Raw genomic sequence first — 21,293 nt, forward strand, 5'->3', positions numbered from 1 at the left:
CGTTCAGCTCCCCGAATCGTTCTCACTCCCGAAGAGGCCCCATGACGACGGCGACCCCCGCCGCACCGACGAAGGGCACCCCGTTCCGCGGACGCATCCGCGGGCGAGTGCTCGTCCTGCTGTGCTTCATGTACGCGATCTCGTACATCGACCGCACCAACATCTCGACCGCGCTTCCCCACATCACCGAGGACTTCGGCTTCAACGAGACGACGGCGGGGCTCATCGTCTCGGCCTTCGCCCTCCCCTACGCGCTGCTGCAGGTGTTCGGCGGCACCATCGCCGAGAAGTTCGGTCCGAGGAAGGCGCTCTTCGTCATCACGGTCGTCTGGGGCGTCGCCACCCTCTGGACGGGTTTCTCGGTCGGCTTCTGGACCCTGTTCGCCGCACGCGCGCTCCTCGGTCTCAGCGAGGCGGCGGCGTTCCCGGCCGCGACGCAGGCGATGAGCCGCTGGATCCCCCGCGACCGGAACGGCTTCGCGCAGGGCGTGGTGCACTCCGCCGCACGGCTCGGCAACGCACTGGCCCCGCTCCTGGTCGCCTGGGTGATCGGCGCGACCGGCAGCTGGCGCTGGGCGTTCTTCGCGACCGCCGTCCTGTCGATCGCGTGGGCGATCGTCTGGTTCGTCTGGTTCCGGGACAAGCCGGAGGACACCGCCGGCATCCAGCAGGTCGAGCTCGACGAGCTCCCGCCCGTCGAGACCCGTGCGACCCGGCCGCCGGTGCCGTGGCGCACCCTCGCCCGGCAGATCCTGCCGGTGACCTTCGTCGACTTCGGCTACGGCTGGGTCCTCTGGGTGTTCCTCACCTGGATCCCGACCTTCCTCAGCTCGACCTTCGGCCTGCCGATCAGCCAGTTCGCCCTCTTCACGACGCTCGTGCTGCTCGCCGGGGTCGTCGGCGACACCGTGGGTGGCATGCTCAGCGACCGGATCATCCACCGCGGGGGCAACACCCGCAACGCCCGCCGCGTGATCCTCGTCATCGGGCTGGGCGGCTCGCTCGTCTGCCTCATCCCGCTCGTCATCGGACAGGGGCTGGTCGTCGCGACGATCTCGCTCGCGCTGTCGTTCTTCTTCCTGGAGCTCTGCAACGCGAACCTCTGGGCGATCCCGATGGACGTCGCCCCGCAGTGGTCCGGCACCGCGTCCGGCTTCATGAACACGGGCTTCGGCGTCGCCGGCGTCGTGTCCCCGATCGTCTTCGGCGTCCTCATCGACACGACCGGCTGGCAGATCCCCTTCGCACTCTCGTGCGTCCTGCTCGGGGCCGCCGCGGTGGTCGCCTGGTTCATGAAGCCGCAGCGCCTCACGTCGACGGACGGCGTCCTCGAGATCGGCACGCCGACGGCGGAGCAGCCCTCCGCCTGACCGGTAGCCCGGTGCCCGTTCCGCGCGAAGGTGCCCGTTCCGCGCACAGGAGGCAGCATCGCGCATAGGGAGACCGAAGATCGGTCTCCCTATGCGCGATCCCGCTTTCCACGTCGGTTGCGATGGGCGGGAACGCACCACGCTGACGGCCTGGAGGCGCGGTGCCAGCCCGCCACGCGCCTCCAGGCCGTCACCACTCGCCCGCGCACCGTGCGAACCCGGGCCGCGCCCCTCGCACCGTGCGATGCACGCCCGCGCCCGCGCGCACGCACGCCGCGCTCAGCGCGCTGCGCGCCGCCCCACGTCGTCGGTCTCGCCGACCAGCGCGTCGTCCGGCTCCACCGGCTCCGGCGACCGCGGCGCAGGCCCTGGCGCAGGCGCAGGCGCGACCGCAGCCGATCCCGCACCGCCCGCGACCGCACCGCGCTTCCGCGCACGAGCCTCCCGCTGCCCGCGCGACGCGAGCGACGGCCGCCCCGTGAGCGGCACGGACAGCGGCGTCCAGCGGAACAGCTCCGTCACCGCGACGGACAGCACGAGCACGAGCAGGTAGGTCACGAGCGTGAGCCACGGCTTCGGCACGACCCGCTCGAGCCAGCTGTCGCCGGAGAGCAGGATCCAGATCATGAACGGGTGGCTCAGGAAGATGCCGAACGACCGGTCCGAGCCGTAGCCGACGACGCGGGCGAGGGGGCTCCCGGGGCGACGTCGGTCGGCCCACCGCGCACCGATCGCGAGGAAGCCGACGAACACGGCGGTGCTCCAGACCACCTGGACCGGCTGGAGCGGGGTGCCGGCGGCGTAGAGCGACTGCCCGAGGCCGACCTGCAGTGCCCAGACGCCGAGCGTGAGCACGCCGGTGCCGGCGAAGCCCCAGAGGACGGCGGCCCGGTGCACCCGGATGAACCGGAGGAACCCGTCGGCGTGGTCGGCGGCGATCGCACCGGACACGATGAAGAACACGTACGAGAAGAAGAACTGCTTCTGGTACCCCTGCATCCAGGCGTCGCTCGCGGGGAAGTACTTGTACCCGGCGAAGACGACGAGCTGCAGCACGAGCGACACGACGAGGACGGTGACGTGGTGACCGCGGGTCGTCCGGACGAGCCAGGCGATCACGGGCAGCAGCAGGTACACCTGCATCGTCACGAGCAGGAAGTACAGGTGGTACCACGAGGTGCCGGTGACGATCCCCTCGGCGAGGGTGCGGACGAGGTCGGGGACGTCGCCGCGGCGGGTGGCGTCGAGGAGCCAGGACGACCCGACGTAGACGAACGACCACGCCAGGTACGGCACACCGACGAGCAGGAACCGCTTCGGCCAGAACTGCGCCATCGGGCGCGGGCGGAGCGTGTAGCTGTAGACGAGGACGAACGCGGTGAGCGAGAAGAACACCAGGCGCGTGAAGTGCAGCAGGCCGAGCAGGGCGTTCAACGGCACGTCGTCGCTCGCCACGGTGTGGCTCGTGGTGTGGACGCCGATCACGCACGCGAAGGTCAGGATGCGGAGGACGTCGACCTCGTAGAGGTGCCGGGGCTTCCCCTCGGCGGTGCGGGTCGGGGTCTGCTCGCTCACGCGTGCTCCGCCATGGTGCGCACCTTCGCCCGCTGGACCTTCCCGGTCGGCGCACGTGGCAGGTCCGGCACGACGACGATCTCGACCGGACGACGGAAGCGCGTGAGCCGGGCCTCGGCACGCGCGGTGAGGTCGGCGACGAGCGCGTCCGCGTCGATCGACTCGCCGGGTTCGGTGGGCTGCGGGATCACGTACGCGATCGGCACCGCGCCGAGGACGTCGTGCGGGCGTCCGACGACGACGGCCTCGAGCACCCGGTCGTCCCCGAGCAGCACGTCCTCGACCTCGGACGGGTAGACCTTCTCGCCGCCGCGGTTGATCACGTCGTCGGAGCGGCCGGCGAGCGAGACCCAGCCGTCCTCCGAGACGGAACCGACGTCGCCCGTGCTGAGCCACCCGTCGGCGTCGAAGCGCTCGGCGGCGCGGCCGAACAGGTACCGGTGCACGATGCCCTCGCCCCGGACCCACAGCGCGCCGACCTCGCCCGCGGGCAGGACGGTGCCGTCCTCGCCCCGGACCTGCACCTCGGAGCCGACGGGCACGCCGACCGTCCCGACCCGGGCCGGAGCTCCGAGTGGTGTGGCGGTGATCTGCGAGGCTCCCTCGGTCATCCCCCAGCTGACCACGAGCGGCACGTCCCCGAGCGCCACGCGGACCGGGTCCGGCAGCGGTGCCGAGGCGCTGCGCACGAAGCGCAGCCCGGGCGGGAACGCGAGCGGCCCGGTCTTCGCGAGGACGGCGAGGATCGCCGGCACCGCGTTGAGCCACGTGATCCGGCGCTCGGCCAGCAGCTCCCAGAACCCGGTCCGGCTGAACCGGCGGTCGAGCACGAGCGTCGCGCCGGCGACGAGCGTCGCCAGCAGGCCGACCACCTCGGCGTTGACGTGGAAGAGGGGCAGCGAGTTGAACCCGCGGTCCTCGGGCGTGAGCGCGTTGTGGCGTGCGACGGCGCGCGCCACGAACAGCAGCTGCGACTCCGGCAGCTCGACACCCTTCGGCGTGCCGGTCGACCCGGAGGTGAAGAGCACGACGGACCCCTCGCCCGGTGCGTCCGGACCCTCCGACGGCAGGTCGCCGTCGCGGACGCCGGCCGGGAGGAACGTGGCCGCGTCGATCCCGCTGGCGGGCGCCCCGGAGACGGTCGCGTCCACGGCACGGTCCGACACCACGATCGAGGCACCGCCGATCAGGTCGGCGAGACGGCCGGGTTCGGTGGTCGGCTGGCCGGTGTCCACGGGGACCGCTCGGCGCCCGGAGGCGACGGCGGCGAGGTGCACGACGGCGAACGCGAGCGGGTCACCGAGGTCGACGAGGACCGCGCCGGACGGGGCGACGCCGATCGCGTCGAACGTGGCGGACCACGCGGTGACGGCGTCGTCGAGGGCGCGGTAGGTCAGGACGCGGTCGCTGCGCGCGTCCTCGAGGTAGGTGCGCCCGCCGTCCTGCGCCGCACGGACGCTGATGACCGAGCGCAGGTCGGGTCGTTCTTCGCCGGCTCGCTGCACGGTCTCAGGGTATTGCTCGTTCCTATGTCCGTTCCGAGCAGGACTCAGGGCGCGGTCGTCGCCCCGGTGGTCGCTGCCGGCGTCGGTTCGGCCGGGAACCGGCTGAGGAGCCACTGCCAGAGCGGGAGCATCCGGGGCGTGCCGTCCTGTCCGAGCGGCGTCGAGTCCTTGATGATCCGCGAGTGCGACTCCGACGGTGTCCCCACCCGGATGTCCGTCAGGATCGCGTGGGGGTCACCGCCGGTGCCCGGTGGCGCGGTGTCGGTGCGGAAGGGGCCGTTCTCGCCGTCGAGGCCGAGCACGGTCCACGACCCCCGGATCCGCGGCCCGAAGACGTCGCGGACGTCGTCGACGGCGTACATCCGGTCGACGGGTGTCCTGCCGGGCCGGTCCATCCACGCGGCGTGCTCCGCACCGAGCGACTCCACCGGCGATGAGAACATCAGCGCCCCGCGCACCGAGCGGATGTGGGAGATGTACGCGGCCTCACCCCCGCCCTGCGAGTGGCCGGCGACGACGATGTCGTTCCACGCGATGTCGCGGTCGTCGCGCACGAAGCGACCCCAGCCGCCGTCGGGGTCGTGGTCCTCGAGGTACGCGACGGCGTCGCGGAACCGGGACACGATCGATCCCGAGGGCCGCACCGAGCTGAACGACGACGGTCGGCTGCCGTCGAACCGGTTGCGCTGGACCTGGCCGTAGCACTGCGGGTCGGCCTCGCACGTGCCGGAGAGGGTCTTGCCGAGGTTCCAGTAGTCGAGTCCGAGCACGTGGTAGCCGTCCTGCAGCGCGGTGCTGAGGAACAGTTGGTAGTCGGCGGGCTTCGCACGGGTCGCGGGCAGGAACAGCAGCAACGGCCCCTGGGCGTCCGTGCGGGCGGCGAAGTCGTCGCGGTTCGGTTCGAGCCGCTGCCCGTTGATCGTGCCGAGACGGAACCGGTGGAACTCGCCCTCCGGTCCGTGCTCGTCGCCGTGCGGCCGGTCGGCGGCGGCCACCCGACCGTGCTGTTCGACGCGCTGCCCGCCGAGCACGTTTGCGGCGACGAGGCTCGCACCGCCGATCGCGATCAGCAGGACGGCCGCGAGGACGAGGAGCACCCGGTGCTTCATCGGGTGAGGCGCTCCCACACGGCGTCGGCCGATCGGATCGTGTCGTCGAGCGTGCCGGTGGCGTCGACGACGTGGTCGGCCAGGGCGAGGCGTTCGGCGTCGGTCGCCTGGGCGGAGACGCGGCGCTCGGCCTCGTCACGGGGCATGCCGCGGTGCGCCACGAGCCGCTCGATCCGCTGCGCCGCCGGAGCGTCCACGACCACGACGGCATCGAAGTGCAGCGGGCGGCTCCCGCGAGCCTCGGCGAGGAGCGGGACGTCGTAGACGACGACGGCCTCGGGGTCGGCAGCCTCGGCGGCGTCGAACGCCTGCTGGGCGAGCCGCCAGACCTCCGGGTGGGTGATCGCCTCGAGGTCCTTGCGGGCGGCCGCGTCGGCGAACACGATCGCGCCGAGGGCCGGCCGGTCGAGCGAACCGTCCGCCGCGATCACGCCGGGGCCGAACCGCTCGGCCACCTGCGCGAGCCCCCGGCTGCCCGGAGCGACGGCGTCACGGGCGAGCCGGTCCGCGTCCACGACGACGGCCCCGTGCTCCGCCCACCGAGCGGAGACCGTCGACTTGCCCGCGGCGATGCCGCCTGTGAGACCGATGATGCGCACGGTCTCCAGCGTAGCGAGCGCGCCTGCCGGAACGGCCGGAAGCCCGGCACCCCTTCTCAGGGATGCCGGGCTTCCGGAACGGACGAGCCGCTCGATCAGTTGGTCGAGCTGAGCTTCTCGCGGAGTGCCGCGAGCGACGCGTCGTCGGCCAGGGTGCCCGGGCCGCTCGCTTCGCTCGTGAACGACGCCGAGGTGGAAGCGCTGGCCGGGAGGTCGAAGCCACCCTGCGCCTCGTCGGCGATGGTCTTCGCGACCTGCGCCTTGTGGGCTTCCCAACGCGCCTGGGCGGCCGCGTACTGGCCCTCCCACTCGGTGCGCTGGGTGTCGTAGCCCTCGAGCCACTCGTTCGTCTCCGGGTCGAAGCCCTCGGGGTACTTGTAGTCACCCTTGTCGTCGTACTCGGTCGGCATGCCGTAGAGCGCCGGGTCGAACTCGGTGCTCTCCGGGTCGACGCCCTCGTTCGCCTGCTTGAGGCTGAGCGAGATGCGACGACGGTCGAGGTCGATGTCGATGATCTTGACGAAGACCTCGTCGTTGACCGAGACGACCTGCTCGGCGAGCTCGACGTGCTTGTTCGAGAGCTCCGAGATGTGCACGAGGCCCTCGATGCCGTCGGCGACACGGACGAACGCACCGAACGGCACGAGCTTCGTGACCTTGCCCGGTGCGATCTGGCCGATCGCGTGGGTGCGGGCGAAGACCTGCCACGGGTCTTCCTGCGTGGCCTTGAGCGAGAGAGACACGCGCTCGCGGTCCAGGTCCACCTCGAGGATCTCGACGGTGACTTCCTGACCGACCTCGACGACCTCGCTGGCGTGCTCAATGTGCTTCCAGCTGAGCTCGGAGACGTGGACGAGACCGTCGACGCCACCCAGGTCGACGAACGCACCGAAGTTGACGATCGACGACACGATGCCCTTGCGGACCTGGCCCTTGTGGAGGTTGTTGAGGAAGGTGGTGCGCGACTCGGACTGCGTCTGCTCGAGCAGGGCGCGACGCGACAGGACCACGTTGTTGCGGTTCTTGTCGAGCTCGAGGATCTTCGCCTCGAGTTCCTGGCCGAGGTACGGCGTGAGGTCGCGGACGCGGCGCAGCTCGATGAGCGAGGCCGGGAGGAACCCACGGAGGCCGATGTCGACGATGAGCCCGCCCTTGACGACCTCGATGACCGTGCCGGTCACGACGCCGTCGGACTCCTTGATCTTCTCGACGTCGCCCCACGCACGCTCGTACTGCGCGCGCTTCTTCGACAGGATGAGGCGGCCTTCCTTGTCCTCCTTCTGGAGAACCAGGGCCTCGACCTCGTCGCCGACCTCGACGACCTCGTTGGGGTCGACGTCGTGCTTGATCGAGAGCTCGCGCGAGGGGATGACACCCTCGGTCTTGTAACCGACGTCGAGGAGGACCTCGTCGCGGTCGATCTTCACGACGGTGCCGGAGATGAGATCACCGTCGTTGAAGAACTTCAGGGTCTTCTCGACCTCGGCCAGGAAGTCATCAGCCGAACCGATGTCGTTGATGGCGACCTGCTTAGGAGCCTTGGTCGTAGTGGTTGTCATGTAGAGATTGCTCCGAACGGACATGAGTCGGGCCGTGGCGGCAGGAGGTTCGAGCCCCCGTGATCGCCGCCGTGGCGGTTGAGTGTGTGACGCGGATTGCGCCGCACAAGTCTAACCGGAGTGGGCGAGCCCCCACAACCGGCGTGTCGGGCGTGGCGGGACCCGACGGCCCCGCCACGTCCGGTCAGTCGAGCAGCGCCGTCCGCAGGGTGTCGAGGCCGATGCTGCCGAGGGCCAGGGCACGGTGGTGGAACGCCTTGAGGTCGAACGCCGATCCCTCGCGCGCGGCGACCTCGTCGCGGATGGACTCCCAGACGCGCTGTCCGACCTTGTACGACGGCGCCTGCCCCGGCCACCCGAAGTACCGGGCGACCTCGAACCGGACGAAGGCGTCGGACATGTTCACGTTCTGGCGCATGAAGTCGAGCGCGTACTCCCACGTCCACCCGCCGCCGTCCGGGTTGGTCTTCTGCAGGTGCACGCCGATGTCGAGCACCACGCGGGCGGCACGCATGCGCTGTCCGTCGAGCATCCCGAGCCGGTCGCCGTCGTCGTCGAGGAACCCGAGCTGCTCCATCAGCCGCTCGGCGTAGAGCGCCCAGCCCTCGACGTGGCCGGAGGACCCGGACAGCTGGCGCCGCCACGTGTTCAGCTCCCCACGGTTGTAGACGCCCTGGCTGATCTGCAGGTGGTGTCCGGGGACGCCCTCGTGGTAGACCGTCGTCTTCTCGCGCCAGGTGCCGAACTCGGTGACGCCCTGCGGCACGGACCACCACATGCGGCCGGCGCGCGAGAAGTCGTCGGAGGGGCCGGTGTAGTAGATGCCGCCCTCCTGCGTGGGGGCGATCCGGCATTCGAGGCGCTTGATCGGGTCCGCGATGTCGAAGTACTTGCCGTCCATCTCGCGGATCGACTCGTCGCTGGTCTCCTGCATCCACCGCTGCAGCGCGTCGGTGCCGTGCAGGACGCGGGCCGGGTCGGTGTCGAGCACCTCGATCGCGCGGGCGACGCTCGCGCCGGACTCGATGCGGTCCGCGATGCGCTCCTGCTCCGCACGCATCCGGGCGAGTTCCTCGATGCCCCACTCGTACGTCTCGTCGAGGTCGACGACGGCGCCGAGGAACCGGCGGGAGTGCAGCTCGTAGGCGTCGCGACCGACGGCGTCGACCGGGGTGGCGAGGGGCAGCAGCTCGTGCTCGAGGAACTGGCCGAACGACCGGTACGCGGCCGCGGCGACCTCGGCCCCACGGGCGAGTTCGGCACGGAGCGCGTCCGGCACCGTGCCGCCGTCGTCGAACGCGGCACCGTCGACGAGCTGGCGGAAGACGCCGTCCTCGGCGCCGTTGCGGGCGGCCTGCTCGGCGATGAGCTCGACCTGGCGCTTCGCCGGCGTGACGTCCTCGCGCGTGCCCTCGAGCAGGGTCTCGCGGATGCCCTCGAGCGCGTCGGGCAGGGCGTGGAGCCGGCTCGCGATGTCGTGCCAGTCGGACTCCCCCGCGGTGGGCATGAGGTCGAGGACCTCGCGGACGGCCTGCGCGGGGCTCGCGATGACGTTGAGGTCGCGCAGGTGGAGCTTCCGGTCGTAGCTCTCCTGCACGAGGTCGAGCTCGGCACCGAGGTCGGTCTTCGTCACGCGGTCGACGGCGTCCACCGGCTCGGCGGCGTCGAGCGCACGCTTCGTGGCCCGCGCGGCGTCGGCCATCGCGGCGGCACCGGCAGGCGACGTGTCGCCGTACTCGCCCGTGCGCCCCGGCACGCCGATGTACGTGGCGACGGTGGGGTCGAGGTCGACGAGGGTGGACACCCAGTCCTCGGCGACGCGGTCGACGGCGGACGGCTGGCGGACGGGACGGTCTTCGGTCATGCTCTCGACCCTACCGAGCCTCGACCGCCCGACCGAGCCCCACTCGCGCCGTGGCGAAACTCGCCCCGTGGCGACCGTCAGTGGGCGGCGACTTCCCAGTTCGCACCGACCCCGACGGACACGTCGAGCGGCACGCTCAGCTCGGCGGCGGCGCCCATGCGGGTGCGGAGGATGTCCTCGACCCGCTCCTGCTCGCCGGGCGCGACCTCGAGGATGAGCTCGTCGTGGACCTGCAGGAGCAGGTGCGACGCGAGGTCGCCCTCGCGCAGGTCCTCGGCGACGCCGAGCATCGCGATCTTCATGATGTCGGCCGCCGACCCCTGGATCGGCGCGTTGAGCGCGGCACGCTCGGCGTTCTCACGCAGGACGCGGTTCGGGCTCTTCAGGTCCGGGAAGGGGCGACGGCGACCGAAGATCGTCTCGGTGTAGCCGTCCTCCCGCGCCTGCTCGACCACGCCGCGGAGGTAGTCGCGGACCGCGCCGAAGCGGGCGAAGTACTCGTTCATGAGCGTCCGGGCCTCGGACTGCTCGATCCGGAGCTGCTTCGAGAGCCCGAACGGGCTGAGACCGTACGCGAGGCCGTACGACATCGCCTTGACCTTGGTACGCATCTCCGGCGTGACGTCGGCCGGCGCGACCGAGAACACCCGGGCACCGACGAAGCGGTGCAGGTCCTCGCCCTCGTTGAAGGCCTGGATGAGCCCGGGGTCGCCGGACAGGTGCGCCATGATCCGCATCTCGATCTGCGAGTAGTCGGCGGTGACCAGCGTCGTGTACGGCTCGGCCACGGCGAAGGCCGACCGGATCCGTCGTCCCTCGGCGGTCTTCACCGGGATGTTCTGCAGGTTCGGGTCCGTCGACGAGATCCGGCCGGTGCTCGTGCCGGTCTGCTCGTAGCGCGTGTGGATCCGGCCGTCGACGACCGAGGCGTCGAGGGTGTCGACGATCTGGCGCAGCTTCGTGGCGTCACGGTGCTGCAGGAGCAGGCCGAGGAACGGGTGCGGGTGCTGGTCCTGCAGGTCGGCGAGGCTCGCGGCGTCGGTCGAGAAGCCCGTCTTCGTCTTGCGGGTCTTCGGCATCGCGAGTTCGGTGAACAGGACTTCCTGCAGCTGCTTCGGCGAGCCGAGGTTCACCTCGTGTCCGATCTCGGCGAAGGCCTGCTGCGCGAGTTCCGCGGCGCGCTCCCCCAGGTCGTGCGACAGCCCGGTGAGCACCGGCCGGTCGATGCCGACGCCGATCGTCTCCATGCCGGCGAGGACCGGCACGATCGGCAGCTCGATGTCGTCGAGGACCCGCAGGGACGACTCGTCCATGCGGGCGCGCAGGGCCGTCGTCACACGGAGCACGAACCACGCGTGCACCCCGACGTTCACCGGGTCGGTCTCGGGCACGAGCTGGTTCGGGTCGCCCGTGGGCAGTTCCTCGCCGAGCTCCTGGTAGACGAGGTCGCCCAGCGGCTGTCCCTGCTTGCCGGGCTGGGCGAGCCAGCCCATGATCCGGGCGTCACCGGCGATGCCGTTCACCTGGAACCCGACGGTGGCGAGCGCCTTGATCGCGGCCTTGGCGTCGTGGAAGTGCTTCGGGGCGTCGGAGGCGAACCACGCCGCCAGCTGCTCGTAGTCCTTCGCGCCGCTGCCCCCCGGCACCATCACGGCGTCGTCGTGGGTGGCGATGCCGATCGCACTCAGCCGACCGTCGATGACCTCGACCGCGACGCCGTAGCCGTTGGCCGCCTCGGACGCGTTGCGGCGCTCGAGCCAGTAGCCGAGTTCCTCGTCGATCAGGGTCTTCACCGGCGGCGGGGTCGGCGCACCGCTGTCGATCGTGCCCTCGGACGCGCTCGACTCGGAGGGCTCGCCGGAGCCCGCGACCTTGAAGACCCGGTCGAGCAGCGTGCGGAACTGCAGCTTGGCGAAGAGCTCGCGCACCGCGTCCTCGTCGAGGGGACGGAGTGCGACGTCCGCCGGGCCGACGGGCAGCTCGACGTCGTTCACGAGGCGGTTCAGCTTGCGGTTCCGGATCGCCCGGTCCTTCTGCTCGCGCAGGTTGTTGCCGACGACGCCCTTGATCTCGTCGGCGTGCTCGAGGACGGCGTCGAGCGAGCCGAACTGGGTGATCCACTTCACCGCCGTCTTCTCGCCGACCTTGTCGATGCCGATCAGGTTGTCGCTCGTCTCACCGACGAGGGCCGCGATGTCGGGGTACTGGTGCGGCTCGATGCCGTACCGCTCGTACACCTTGTCGCGGTCGTAGCGGGTGAGCTCGGAGACGCCGCGGACCGATGGGTAGAGCAGCGTGACGTCGTCGTTGACGAGCTGGATCGAGTCGCGGTCACCCGAGACGACGTAGACCTGGAACCCCTGCTCGGACCCCTGTCGGGCGAAGGTGGCGAGGATGTCGTCGGCCTCGTAGTCCTCCTTCGTCACCGTCGTGATGCCCATCGCCTCGAGTGCCTGCTGGAGGAGCGGGATCTGCCCCTTGAACTCGGCCGGGGTCTCGGAGCGGGTGCCCTTGTAGTCCTCGTACTCACGGGTGCGGAACGAGAAGCGGGAGATGTCGAACGCGACCGCCAGGTGCGTCGGCTTCTCGCGCTGCAGGAGCATGAGCAGCATCGAGATGAAGCCGTGGATGGCGTTCGTGTGCTGCCCCTCGCGGTTCACGAAGCTGTCGACCGGCAGCGCGTAGAAGGCGCGGAAGGCGAGCGAGTGGCCGTCGATGACCATGAGGGTAGGCTTTGCGGAGTCCGACACCCGGACAGCCTACCGACGCCATCCGACACGGGAGTCCGCCAGCGTGACCGACCAAGCGACCACCACCGGCACCGGCGCGACGGGCTCGCCCGAGGGCATCGCGAAGCTCGCCGAGCGCGGCATGGGTGAACTCGCCGAGAAGATGGGCATGGTCATCACCGAGCTCTCCGCGGAGCGCGCGGTCGGCACCATCCCGGTCGAGGGCAACCGCCAGCCGGTCGGCCTCCTGCACGGCGGCGCGTTCGTCGTCCTCGCCGAGAGCCTCGGTTCGATGGCGGCCACCGTCCACGCCGGTCCCGGCCGCTACGCCGTCGGCATCGAGCTGAACGCCTCGCACTCCCGGAGCGCCACGAGCGGCCTGGTGACCGGCACCTGCACCGCGCTGCACCTCGGCAACACGCTCACCACGCACGAGATCGTCCTCACCGACGACCAGGGGCGGCGCTGCTCCACCGTGCGCATCACCAACATGATCCGCGAAGCCCGCTGACGCGGTCGCACCGCAGCACCGCGCCGACCGCGCACCGGGCCGTCACGAAGGAGTGACCATGCCCATCACCGACTGGAAGATCGAACTCATCATGGTCCCGGTCAGCGACGTCGACCGCGCCCGCGAGTTCTACGAGCGCATCGGCTTCTCGATCGACCACGACCAGCGCGTCTCCGACGAGCTCCGGTTCGTCCAGGCGACCCCGCCCGGCTCCGCCTGCTCGATCGCGTTCGGCGAGGGCATCATGTCCCCCGACGTCCTGCCCGGCTCGCTGAAGTCGATCCAGGTCGTCGTGCCGGACGCCGATGCGGCCCTCGCACACCTGCAGGGGCTCGGCGTGGACGCGGTCGGGGTCGACGAACTCGCCTGGGGCCGGTTCGTCTTCTTCACCGACCCCGACCGGAACGCCTGGACCCTGCAGGAGCTGCCGGCGCGCGGCTGAGCCGCGTCCGGCTCAGTCCTCCGGCGGCCGCTGGAGGAGCAGTCGGGCGTCCCCGAACCCGAGCCGCCGGTACAGGGTCTCGCCGTCGACGCTCGAGTGCACCGAGGCCCGCTCGACCCCGAGCGCGTCGGCCACGTCGAGCAGGGCGGTGACGAGCCGCTTCGCGACACCGTGGCCGCGCAGCTCGGGGTGGACGTAGACGGTCTGCACGTCGGCCGTCAGCCGTCGCCCAGGTCGGTCCGGCGTGGGCGGCCGTGCGACCAGCCCGAGCCACGCCATCCCGAGCACCCGCCCGTCGCGTTCGGCGACGACGCACCGGTGGGTGTCCGGGTGCTCGGCCGCGAAGGCCGTCATCGCGTCGCGGTACGCGGCCGCCGTCACGCCGGCGGTCGCCCCGCCCTCGTCCACGCTCCACCGCCACCGCAGGTCGGCCACCGCTGCCATGTCGTCCGGCCTGGAGGCACGGATCACCACGTCGTCCATCGCCCCAGCTTGCCAGGTGGCCGGCCCCGCGGCGGGGCCGTCCCGCGGCGCCCGGAACGCAGGAACGCCGCCTCCCGGGTGGGGAGGCGGCGTCCGGCGGAGCGTCGGTGAGCGACTACTTCTTGGCGCTGAGCTGCTCGATGATCGCCTTCGCGACGTCGTGCATGGTGAGCCGGCGGTCCATCGAGGCCTTCTGGATCCAGCGGAACGCCTCGGGCTCGGTGAGGCCCATCTTCTCGTTGAGCAGGCCCTTGGCCCGGTCGACGAGCTTGCGGGTCTCGAAGCGCTCGACGAGGTCGGCGACCTCGGCCTCGAGCGTGATGATCTGCTGGTACCGCGAGAGGGCGATCTCGATCGCGGGGAGCAGGTCGTTCGGCGTGAAGGGCTTGACGACGTAGGCGAGCGCGCCGGCCTCGGTCGCACGCTCGACGAGGTCCTTCTGGCTGAACGCCGTGAGGAGGACCACCGGAGCGATGTGGTTCTTGGAGAGCTTCTCGGCCGCGGAGATCCCGTCGAGCTGCGGCATCTTGACGTCCATCACGACGAGGTCGGGACGGAGGTCGGTGGCGAGCTGCACGGCCGTCTCGCCGTCACCGGCTTCGCCGACCACGTCGAACCCGTTGTCGCGGAGGATCTCCACGATGTCGAGGCGGATGAGCGACTCGTCCTCGGCGACGACGACGCGACGGGGTGCTGTTGCAGTTGCTTCTGTGTCACTCACAGGATGCAGCCTACTAGACGACGGACGTCGAGCACGTCAGTCCAGGCAGTTTCGTACGCGCGGTACGGGAACTGCCCCGCACGCCGTGAGCCGCCCTTGTACGAGTGGCGGGACTTGAACCCGCACGCCGTGAGGCAGAGCATTTTGAGTGCCCCGTGTCTGCCGATTCCACCACACTCGCGAGGAGGCCAACAGTACCAGCCCGACCCGCGCCTCCAGGCCGTCCCCGACCCGCTCAGCGACCCTCGAGCGCCTCGATCGTCGCCACGAGACCAGCCCGCCGTGGCGACCGCCGCGGCAACGCCGCGAGCAGGGCGCGGAGCACCCGGGCGTCCGCGGATCCGTCCGGCGTGCGGGACCACGCGAGGAGCGCGTCGACGCTGCCGTCGGCGACGACCGCCTCGCGGAACCGGCCGCGCACCCGGTCGCGGAGGGCGTCGACCCCCGGTGCGGCCGACCCCGGGAGCACCGGTCCGTCGTACCGGTCGACGGCCTGGAGGCGCGCCCCGCGGTCGAGCGCGGACAGCACGCCGTCGACGTCGGTGCGGAGACCGGACAGGCGGTACGGCCGCGACGTCAGGGTCACGCCCGGCGCGGCCGCGGCGAGGACGCGACGGAGGCGGACGAGCTCCGCGCGGAGCGTGACCAGGGCGCCGGGGTCACCCCACACCGCCAGCGCCAGGTCCTCGGCGGCGAGGCCGTCCGGGTGCGCCGCGAGGATCGCGAGCACCTCGGAGTGGCGAGCCGACAGGTGGACGGTCCGGTGCTCGGTGCGGAGGGTGGCGACGTCGGTGCCGAGCAGCCGCAGCTCGGCGACCTCGGGCCGGGTCGAGGAGGGCGGGTCGGTTCGCAGCGGTCGCAGGTCGGCGAGGGCGATCTCCGCCTCGGCGGCGGCGACCGTGGCGGTGAGGAGCGGCAGGGTGTGCCGATCCACCGCGCGGTCGTCGCCCGTGACGTCGAGCACGCCGACGACGGTGCCCGCACGGTCGTGGACGGGGACGGCGCTGCACGACCACGGCTTCACCGCGTTCGCGTAGTGCTCCTCGGACCGGATCTGCACCGGCCGGTCGATGCGGAGCGCCGTGCCGGGAGCGCTCGTGCCGACGTGCTCCTCGGCCCAGTCGGCGCCGGGCACGAACCCCATGTCCTCGGCGGCACGGCGGGCTCCGCGGGCGCCGTCGACCCACACGAGCCGACCGTCGGCGTCCCCGACGGCCACCACGCAGTCCGCGGAGCGGGTCTCGTCGAGGAGGAGCCGCCGGACGACCGGCAGCAGGACCGCGAGCGGGCCGTCGCGGCGGGCGGCGTCGAGCTGGTCGTGGTCGAGGGCGAGCGTCGGCGAACCGTCCGGGTCGACGCGGGCCGACCGCTGCCACGAGGCGGCGACCAGCGGGCGGAGCGACCCGGGAGCGCGCATGCGTCCTCCGTCCGGGTCGCCCGCCGCACCGTCACGCCGGGGTGGTCGGCCGCGTCGTCGCAGCCGTCGCGGTCAGCCTACGTCCGGCGCGCCACCGGGACCAGGCCGAGATCGACGAGCTCGGCGTCGTCGAACATCCGCGAGCGGGTGAGGAACCGCTTGCCCTCCGGGACCTCGAGGGAGAAGCCGCCGCCCCGGCCGTCGACGACGTCGATGGTGAGCGCGGTGTACTTCCAGTACTCGAACTGGGACTTCGACATGTAGACCTCGACGGGGGCGATCCCGTCGACCTCGAGCGCGCCGAGGAGCACGTCACCGGGGCCGGTCAGGAACATGCCGACGGGGTAGCACATCGGACTCGAGCCGTCGCAGCAGCCACCGGACTGGTGGAACATGAGCGGCCCGTGCCGTGCGGCGAGGGAGCGGAGGAGCTCCCCCGCCGCCGGCGTGACGGTGACCCGGTCGGTCGTCATCAGAAGAAGCCCATCGGGCCCTCGGCGTAGGACACGAGCAGGTTCTTGGTCTGCTGGTAGTGGTCGAGCATCATCTTGTGGTTCTCACGACCGACACCGGACTGCTTGTACCCACCGAACGCCGCCCCGGCGGGGTACTGGTGGTAGGTGTTCTCCCACACGCGACCGGCCTGGATGTCGCGGCCGGCGCGGTACAGCGTCGTGGCCTCGCGGCTCCACACCCCGGCACCGAGGCCGTACAGGGTGTCGTTCGCGATCGAGATCGCGTCGTCGTAGCCACTGAAGGACGTCAGGGCGAGCACCGGTCCGAAGATCTCCTCCTGGAAGATCCGCATCGAGTTGTCGCCCTCGAACACCGTCGGCATGACGTAGTAGCCACCCGACAGGTCGCCGCCGAGGTCCGCTCGCTCGCCGCCGGTGAGGAGCTTCGCGCCCTCCTGCTTGCCGATGTCGATGTAGCTCAGGATCTTCTCGAGCTGGTCGTTCGACGCCTGCGCGCCGATCATCGTCGACAGGTCGAGCGGGTGGCCCTGCTTCACCGCGCGCACCCGGTCGAGGCCGTCCGCGACGAACCCGTCGTAGATCTCCTTCGCCACGAGTGCGCGGGACGGGCACGTGCACACCTCGCCCTGGTTGAGGTTGAAGAACGCGAAGCCCTCGAGTGCCTTGTCGTAGAAGGCGTCCTTCTCCTGCGCGACGTCCGCGAAGAAGAGGTTCGGGCTCTTGCCGCCGAGTTCGAGCGTCACCGGGATGAGGTTCTGCGACGCGTACTGCATGATGAGCCGGCCCGTGGTGGTCTCCCCCGTGAAGGCGACCTTCCGGACCTCGGGGTGCTGCGCGAGCGGCGCCCCGACCTCGAACCCGAAGCCGTTGACGACGTTGAGCACCCCCGCCGGGATGAGGTCCTGGATGAGTTCGATGAGCACGTGGATCGACGCCGGGGTCTGCTCCGCGGGCTTGAGCACGACGCAGTTGCCCGCGGCCAGGGCCGGCGCGAGCTTCCACACCGCCATCAGGATCGGGAAGTTCCACGGGATGATCTGCGCGACGACGCCGAGCGGCTCGTGGAAGTGGTACGCCACCGTGTCGTGGTCGATCTCCCCCGTCGACCCCTCCTGCGCACGGATCGCGCCGGCGAAGTACCGGAAGTGGTCGATCGCGAGCGGGATGTCGGCGCCGATGGTCTCGCGGATCGGCTTGCCGTTCTCCCACGTCTCGGCGACGGCGAGCATCTCGAGGTTCGCCTCCATCCGGTCGGCGATCTTGTTGAGGATGCCGGCACGTTCGGCGACGCTCGTCCGGCCCCAGGCCGGGAACGCCTTCCACGCCGCCGCGACGGCGCGGTCCACGTCGGTGGAGTCACCGCGAGCGACCTCGGTGAAGGTCTTCCCCGTGACGGGGGTCGGGTTCTCGAAGTACTGCCCGCCGGTCGGCGGCACGTACTCACCCCCGATGAAGTGGTCGTACCGGGAGCGGAACGAGACGAGGGAGCCCTCCTCGCCGGGTGCGGCGTAGCTGGTGGGCGACGGTGCGATGGTCATGGTGGACACCTTTCGACGACTCTGTCGGGGCGCTGGATCCGCGCCTGTCCGCACGCTACGTCGCCGCACGTTGCATCCGGTTGCGCGGTAGCGTCGAGACGAGCAGTTCTGACAGGGAGGAGTGCTCGTGGATTCTCGTGCCGTCCGGACCTTCCGGGTGTTCGTCGTCGTCACCGCCGTCGTGGCAATCGCCCTCGGGGTCGTCGCGATCGTCTGGCCGCGCCCGTCGCTGGTCGTGGTCGCGCTGCTGTTCGGCGTGTACCTCGTCGTCGCCGGGGCGCTCCGCGTGTTCGCCGCCGTCCGTGGGCACGGCACCCCGCCGGCGTGGCGGTGGACCTCCGGCGTGGTCGGAGCCCTGGTCGGTGTGGCCGGACTCGTGACGCTGCTCGACCCGGCCGTGCCGCTCGTGGTCTACGCCGTCCTCGCGGGCATCGGGTTCATCGTCGAGGGCATCGCCTCGCTCGTCGGCGGGTTCGTCGGCCACCCGGGCTCGTCCCGCGTCCCGACGATCGTCAGCGCGGTGCTGTCGATCCTCGGTGGCGTGGTGGTGCTCGTCGCCCCGGGGCTCGCGCTGACGGTGTTCATGGTGTTCTCGGGCATCGCGCTCATCGTCGTCGGGGCCGCGGCGCTCCTGCTCCTGCCGCCCCGAGCTGCGGTGCGGCGCTAGTCCCGCTACGCGCTGCCGGTGCCGAAGAGCAGCCCGAGGGCGTACGTGACCGCCGCGGCGCCGAAGCCGATGGCGAGCTGCCGCAGTGCGCGACGCAGCGGCGACGCACCGCTCAGCACGCCCACGACGGCTCCGGTGCCGAGGAGCGCGATGCCGACCAGGACCGCGGCGACCGCGATGGCCGGCCAGCCCTCGAGCCCGATCAGGTACGGCAGCACCGGGATGATCGCGCCGGAGGCGAAGAAGCAGAAGCTCGAGACCGCCGCGCTCATCCCGTTGCCGATCGCCTCGTGGTCGTCGGTCGGCGCGGTGCTGGTCGTCGCCGTGCCGCGCAGGACCTCGGCGGCGTGCGCCTGCGCCTCGGGCTCGGTCATCCCGCGCGCCCGGTAGACGAGGGCGAGTTCGTTCGCGTCGACGTCGAGGTCGGCCACGGCGCGACCGGCTTCAGGGTGCGGGGCCGAGGCCGTGAGGAGCTCGCGCTGCGACCGCACCGAGACGTACTCCCCCGCCCCCATCGAGAGGGCGCCGGCGAGCAGCCCCGCGATGCCGCTCAGGAGGACGAAGTGCCGGTCGGCCCCGGACGCGCTGATGCCGATGATGAGCGCGAGGTTCGACACGAGTCCGTCGTTCGCGCCGAACACCGCCGCGCGGAACGTGCCCGACAACCGCATGCGTCCCCGGTTGGCCAACCCGCGGACCACCTCGCCGTGGATGCGTTCGTCGGCCGCCATCTGCGCGGTCGCGTCGTCGTCGTCCGCGTAGGGCGAGCGGTCCTCGGCGCGCTGCATGAGCGCCAGCACGAAGACCGACCCGAACCGCTTCGCCAGCGCGGCGAGCACGCGCGTGCGCAGGCTCCCCCGCTGCGGCCGCCCGACGTCTTCGCCGAGGAGCTCGAGCCAGTGCTGCTCGTGCCGCCCCTCGGCCTCGGCCAGCGCCGACAGGATCTCGCGTTCCTCGCCGTCACGCCGCGCGGCGAGGTTCCGGTACACGGCCGCCTCGGCGCGTTCGTCGGCGAGGTAGCGGCGCCAACGGCGCACGTCGGCGCGTTGCGCCGTGGATCCGGTCTGGAGGCTCACACCACTCATCCTGCCCGGTCCTGACGACAGGAGCTCGCCACCAGGGCGCCCTGTGGACTCCCGACGTCGGCTGACGGTTGTGGAGGGACGCGCGTGAGGCGAGATGGTGGAGGGAGAACGCGACGGGGCGCGGACCGGAGGCGACGCGCGCGTGCCGCGCCGTGCCTCCAGTCCGCGCCCCGTCGGACGTCGGACGCTGCTGTCAGTCGCGCACGTAGGCCGGCGCGGCCTCGGCGTGCGCGTCACCGACGCGGTGCACCCGGAGGTCGTTCGTCGAGCCCTCGATGCCGGGAGGCGACCCGGCCGTCACGATGACACGGTCGCCGGGCGAGGCGAGGCCGTTCTCGAGCAGGACGTCGTCCACCTGCGAGAAGAGCTCGTCGGTGTGGGTCTTCCGCTCCACCAGGAACGAGCGGACACCCCACGTCAGCGCCATGCGGCGGCGGGTGGCCTCGTTCGGGGTGAAGGCGATGATCGGCAGTCCGTGGCGGAGGCGCGACATGCGGCGAGCGGAGTCGCCGGACTCGGTGAACACGCAGAGGTACGAGGCCTCGGTGAACTCCGCGATCTCGACCGCGGCGAGCGTGATCGCACCACCGAGGGTGCGCGGCTTCGTGCCGAGGGGCGCGATGCGCTCGAGGCCGTGGTCCTCCGTCGACTCGACGATGCGGGCCATCGTGCGGACGGTCTGCACCGGGTACTCGCCGACGCTCGTCTCACCGGACAGCATGACCGCGTCGGCACCGTCGAGGACGGCGTTCGCGACGTCGGAGGTCTCGGCGCGGGTCGGGATCGGCGACGAGATCATCGACTCGAGCATCTGGGTCGCGACGATGACCGGCTTCGCCATCCGGCGGGCGAGCTCGACGGCGCGCTTCTGCACGATCGGGACGGCCTCGAGCGGGAGCTCGACGCCGAGGTCACCGCGGGCGACCATGATGCTGTCGAAGGCGTCGATGATCTCCTCGAGCGCGTCGACGGCCTGCGGCTTCTCGATCTTCGCGATGACGGGGAGGCGCTTGCCCTCTTCGTCCATGATCTCGTGCGCGCGGACGACGTCCGAGGCGTTGCGGACGAACGAGAGCGCGATGAGGTCGGCGCCCTGGCGGATGCCCCAGCGGAGGTCGGCCTCGTCCTTCTCGCTCAGCGCGGGGACGTTCACGGCGACGCCGGGCAGGTTGATGCCCTTGTTGTTCGACACGGTGCCGCCGACGACGACCTCGGTGCGGACACGGACGCCGTCGGTGTCGAGCACGCGGAGGCGGACACGGCCGTCGTCGATGAGCAGCGGGTCGCCGGGCTTGACGTCCTGCGGGAGGCCCTTGAACGTGGTGCCGCAGATCTCCTTCGAGCCGGGCACGTCCTCGGTCGTGATCGTGAAGACGTCACCGACCGCGAGCTCGTGCGGGCCGTCGGCGAACTTCGCGAGGCGGATCTTCGGACCCTGCAGGTCGACGAGGATCGCGACGGGCTTGCCGAGCTCCTCCGCGGCGCGACGGACGTTCACGTAGTTGGCCTCGTGGACGCTGTAGTCACCGTGGCTGAGGTTGAGGCGGGCGACGTCGACGCCCGCTTCGATGATCTCCTTGACGGTCTCGTACTCCGACGTTGCCGGTCCGAGCGTCGAAACGATCTTTGCGCGTCTCAATGGA

Annotated in this window: 18 protein-coding genes and 1 tRNA gene; 4 read left to right on the plus strand and 15 right to left on the minus strand. The window is 71.3% G+C overall.

Annotated elements, in window-relative coordinates:
- Positions 1 to 41 precede the first annotated feature (41 nt).
- Entirely contained in the window at positions 42 to 1,370 is a 1,329-nt protein-coding gene (locus EDF64_RS07475; RefSeq protein WP_133519405.1) for an MFS transporter, read from the plus strand.
- Between the two features lie 279 nt (positions 1,371 to 1,649).
- On the opposite strand, the gene EDF64_RS07480 is transcribed toward EDF64_RS07475, so the two are convergent.
- From EDF64_RS07480 to polA, 7 genes are all read right to left on the minus strand, one after another.
- On the minus strand, positions 1,650 to 2,945 hold the full coding sequence (locus EDF64_RS07480) for an acyltransferase (RefSeq protein WP_133519406.1): 1,296 nt from the start codon (positions 2,943 to 2,945) through the stop codon (positions 1,650 to 1,652).
- Entirely contained in the window at positions 2,942 to 4,450 is a 1,509-nt protein-coding gene (locus EDF64_RS07485; RefSeq protein ID WP_133519407.1) for a class I adenylate-forming enzyme family protein, read from the minus strand. The genes EDF64_RS07480 and EDF64_RS07485 overlap by 4 nt, the downstream gene beginning before the upstream one ends.
- A gap of 44 nt (positions 4,451 to 4,494) precedes the next feature.
- Positions 4,495 to 5,559, minus strand: a complete 1,065-nt coding sequence (locus EDF64_RS07490) for a BPSS1187 family protein (protein ID WP_133519408.1) — start codon at positions 5,557 to 5,559, stop codon at positions 4,495 to 4,497.
- Positions 5,556 to 6,158: a dephospho-CoA kinase gene (gene coaE, locus EDF64_RS07495; protein ID WP_133519409.1), complete on the minus strand. Its 603-nt coding sequence runs from the start codon at positions 6,156 to 6,158 to the stop codon at positions 5,556 to 5,558. The genes EDF64_RS07490 and coaE overlap by 4 nt, the downstream gene beginning before the upstream one ends.
- Positions 6,159 to 6,253: 95 nt before the next feature.
- On the minus strand, positions 6,254 to 7,717 hold the full coding sequence (gene rpsA / locus EDF64_RS07500; RefSeq protein ID WP_133519410.1) for a 30S ribosomal protein S1: 1,464 nt from the start codon (positions 7,715 to 7,717) through the stop codon (positions 6,254 to 6,256).
- A 184-nt stretch (positions 7,718 to 7,901) separates the two neighbouring features.
- Positions 7,902 to 9,581 carry a DUF885 domain-containing protein gene (locus tag EDF64_RS07505; RefSeq protein ID WP_133519411.1) on the minus strand — a complete coding sequence of 560 codons (1,680 nt, stop codon included), beginning with the start codon at positions 9,579 to 9,581 and terminating at the stop codon, positions 7,902 to 7,904.
- Positions 9,582 to 9,658: 77 nt separating this feature from the next.
- Complete coding sequence (gene polA / locus EDF64_RS07510) at positions 9,659 to 12,331, minus strand: DNA polymerase I (RefSeq protein ID WP_133519412.1); 2,673 nt, start codon at positions 12,329 to 12,331, stop codon at positions 9,659 to 9,661.
- A 121-nt stretch (positions 12,332 to 12,452) separates the two neighbouring features.
- Between polA and EDF64_RS07515 the strand changes: the two genes are divergently transcribed.
- Positions 12,453 to 12,821 (plus strand): hotdog fold thioesterase, encoded by a 369-nt coding sequence (locus tag EDF64_RS07515; RefSeq protein WP_111114758.1) that lies wholly within the window; start codon positions 12,453 to 12,455, stop codon positions 12,819 to 12,821.
- 58 nt (positions 12,822 to 12,879) lie between these two features.
- The gene (locus EDF64_RS07520) at positions 12,880 to 13,263 is read left to right on the plus strand and encodes a VOC family protein (protein WP_133519413.1); all 384 of its coding nucleotides are present in this window, start codon (positions 12,880 to 12,882) and stop codon (positions 13,261 to 13,263) included.
- Between the two features lie 12 nt (positions 13,264 to 13,275).
- Here EDF64_RS07520 and EDF64_RS07525 read toward each other — a convergent pair whose 3' ends face one another.
- From EDF64_RS07525 to exaC, 6 genes are all read right to left on the minus strand, one after another.
- The gene (locus tag EDF64_RS07525) at positions 13,276 to 13,746 is read right to left on the minus strand and encodes a GNAT family N-acetyltransferase (RefSeq protein ID WP_133519414.1); all 471 of its coding nucleotides are present in this window, start codon (positions 13,744 to 13,746) and stop codon (positions 13,276 to 13,278) included.
- A gap of 115 nt (positions 13,747 to 13,861) precedes the next feature.
- Positions 13,862 to 14,467, minus strand: coding sequence for an ANTAR domain-containing response regulator (locus EDF64_RS07530; RefSeq protein ID WP_071291723.1), 606 nt, complete (start codon positions 14,465 to 14,467; stop codon positions 13,862 to 13,864).
- Between the two features lie 99 nt (positions 14,468 to 14,566).
- Positions 14,567 to 14,648: transfer RNA gene (locus tag EDF64_RS07535), tRNA-Leu, on the minus strand.
- A 54-nt stretch (positions 14,649 to 14,702) separates the two neighbouring features.
- Entirely contained in the window at positions 14,703 to 15,884 is a 1,182-nt protein-coding gene (locus EDF64_RS07540; RefSeq protein ID WP_133519415.1) for a helix-turn-helix domain-containing protein, read from the minus strand.
- 77 nt (positions 15,885 to 15,961) lie between these two features.
- On the minus strand, positions 15,962 to 16,357 hold the full coding sequence (locus EDF64_RS07545) for a DUF779 domain-containing protein (protein ID WP_133519416.1): 396 nt from the start codon (positions 16,355 to 16,357) through the stop codon (positions 15,962 to 15,964).
- A complete protein-coding gene (gene exaC / locus EDF64_RS07550) occupies positions 16,357 to 17,898 on the minus strand; it encodes an acetaldehyde dehydrogenase ExaC (protein ID WP_133519417.1) in 1,542 nt (513 codons plus the stop codon). Before exaC ends, EDF64_RS07545 begins: the two co-directional genes overlap by 1 nt.
- A gap of 127 nt (positions 17,899 to 18,025) precedes the next feature.
- Between exaC and EDF64_RS07555 the strand changes: the two genes are divergently transcribed.
- Complete coding sequence (locus EDF64_RS07555; RefSeq protein WP_166645643.1) at positions 18,026 to 18,565, plus strand: HdeD family acid-resistance protein; 540 nt, start codon at positions 18,026 to 18,028, stop codon at positions 18,563 to 18,565.
- Between the two features lie 5 nt (positions 18,566 to 18,570).
- On the opposite strand, the gene EDF64_RS07560 is transcribed toward EDF64_RS07555, so the two are convergent.
- Entirely contained in the window at positions 18,571 to 19,650 is a 1,080-nt protein-coding gene (locus tag EDF64_RS07560) for a VIT1/CCC1 transporter family protein (protein ID WP_133519419.1), read from the minus strand.
- Between the two features lie 193 nt (positions 19,651 to 19,843).
- Positions 19,844 to 21,289, minus strand: a complete 1,446-nt coding sequence (pyk, locus tag EDF64_RS07565; RefSeq protein ID WP_133519420.1) for a pyruvate kinase — start codon at positions 21,287 to 21,289, stop codon at positions 19,844 to 19,846.
- Positions 21,290 to 21,293: the final 4 nt, after the last annotated feature.

Source organism: Curtobacterium flaccumfaciens (assembly GCF_004361695.1).
Lineage (GTDB): Bacteria > Actinomycetota > Actinomycetes > Actinomycetales > Microbacteriaceae > Curtobacterium > Curtobacterium flaccumfaciens_B.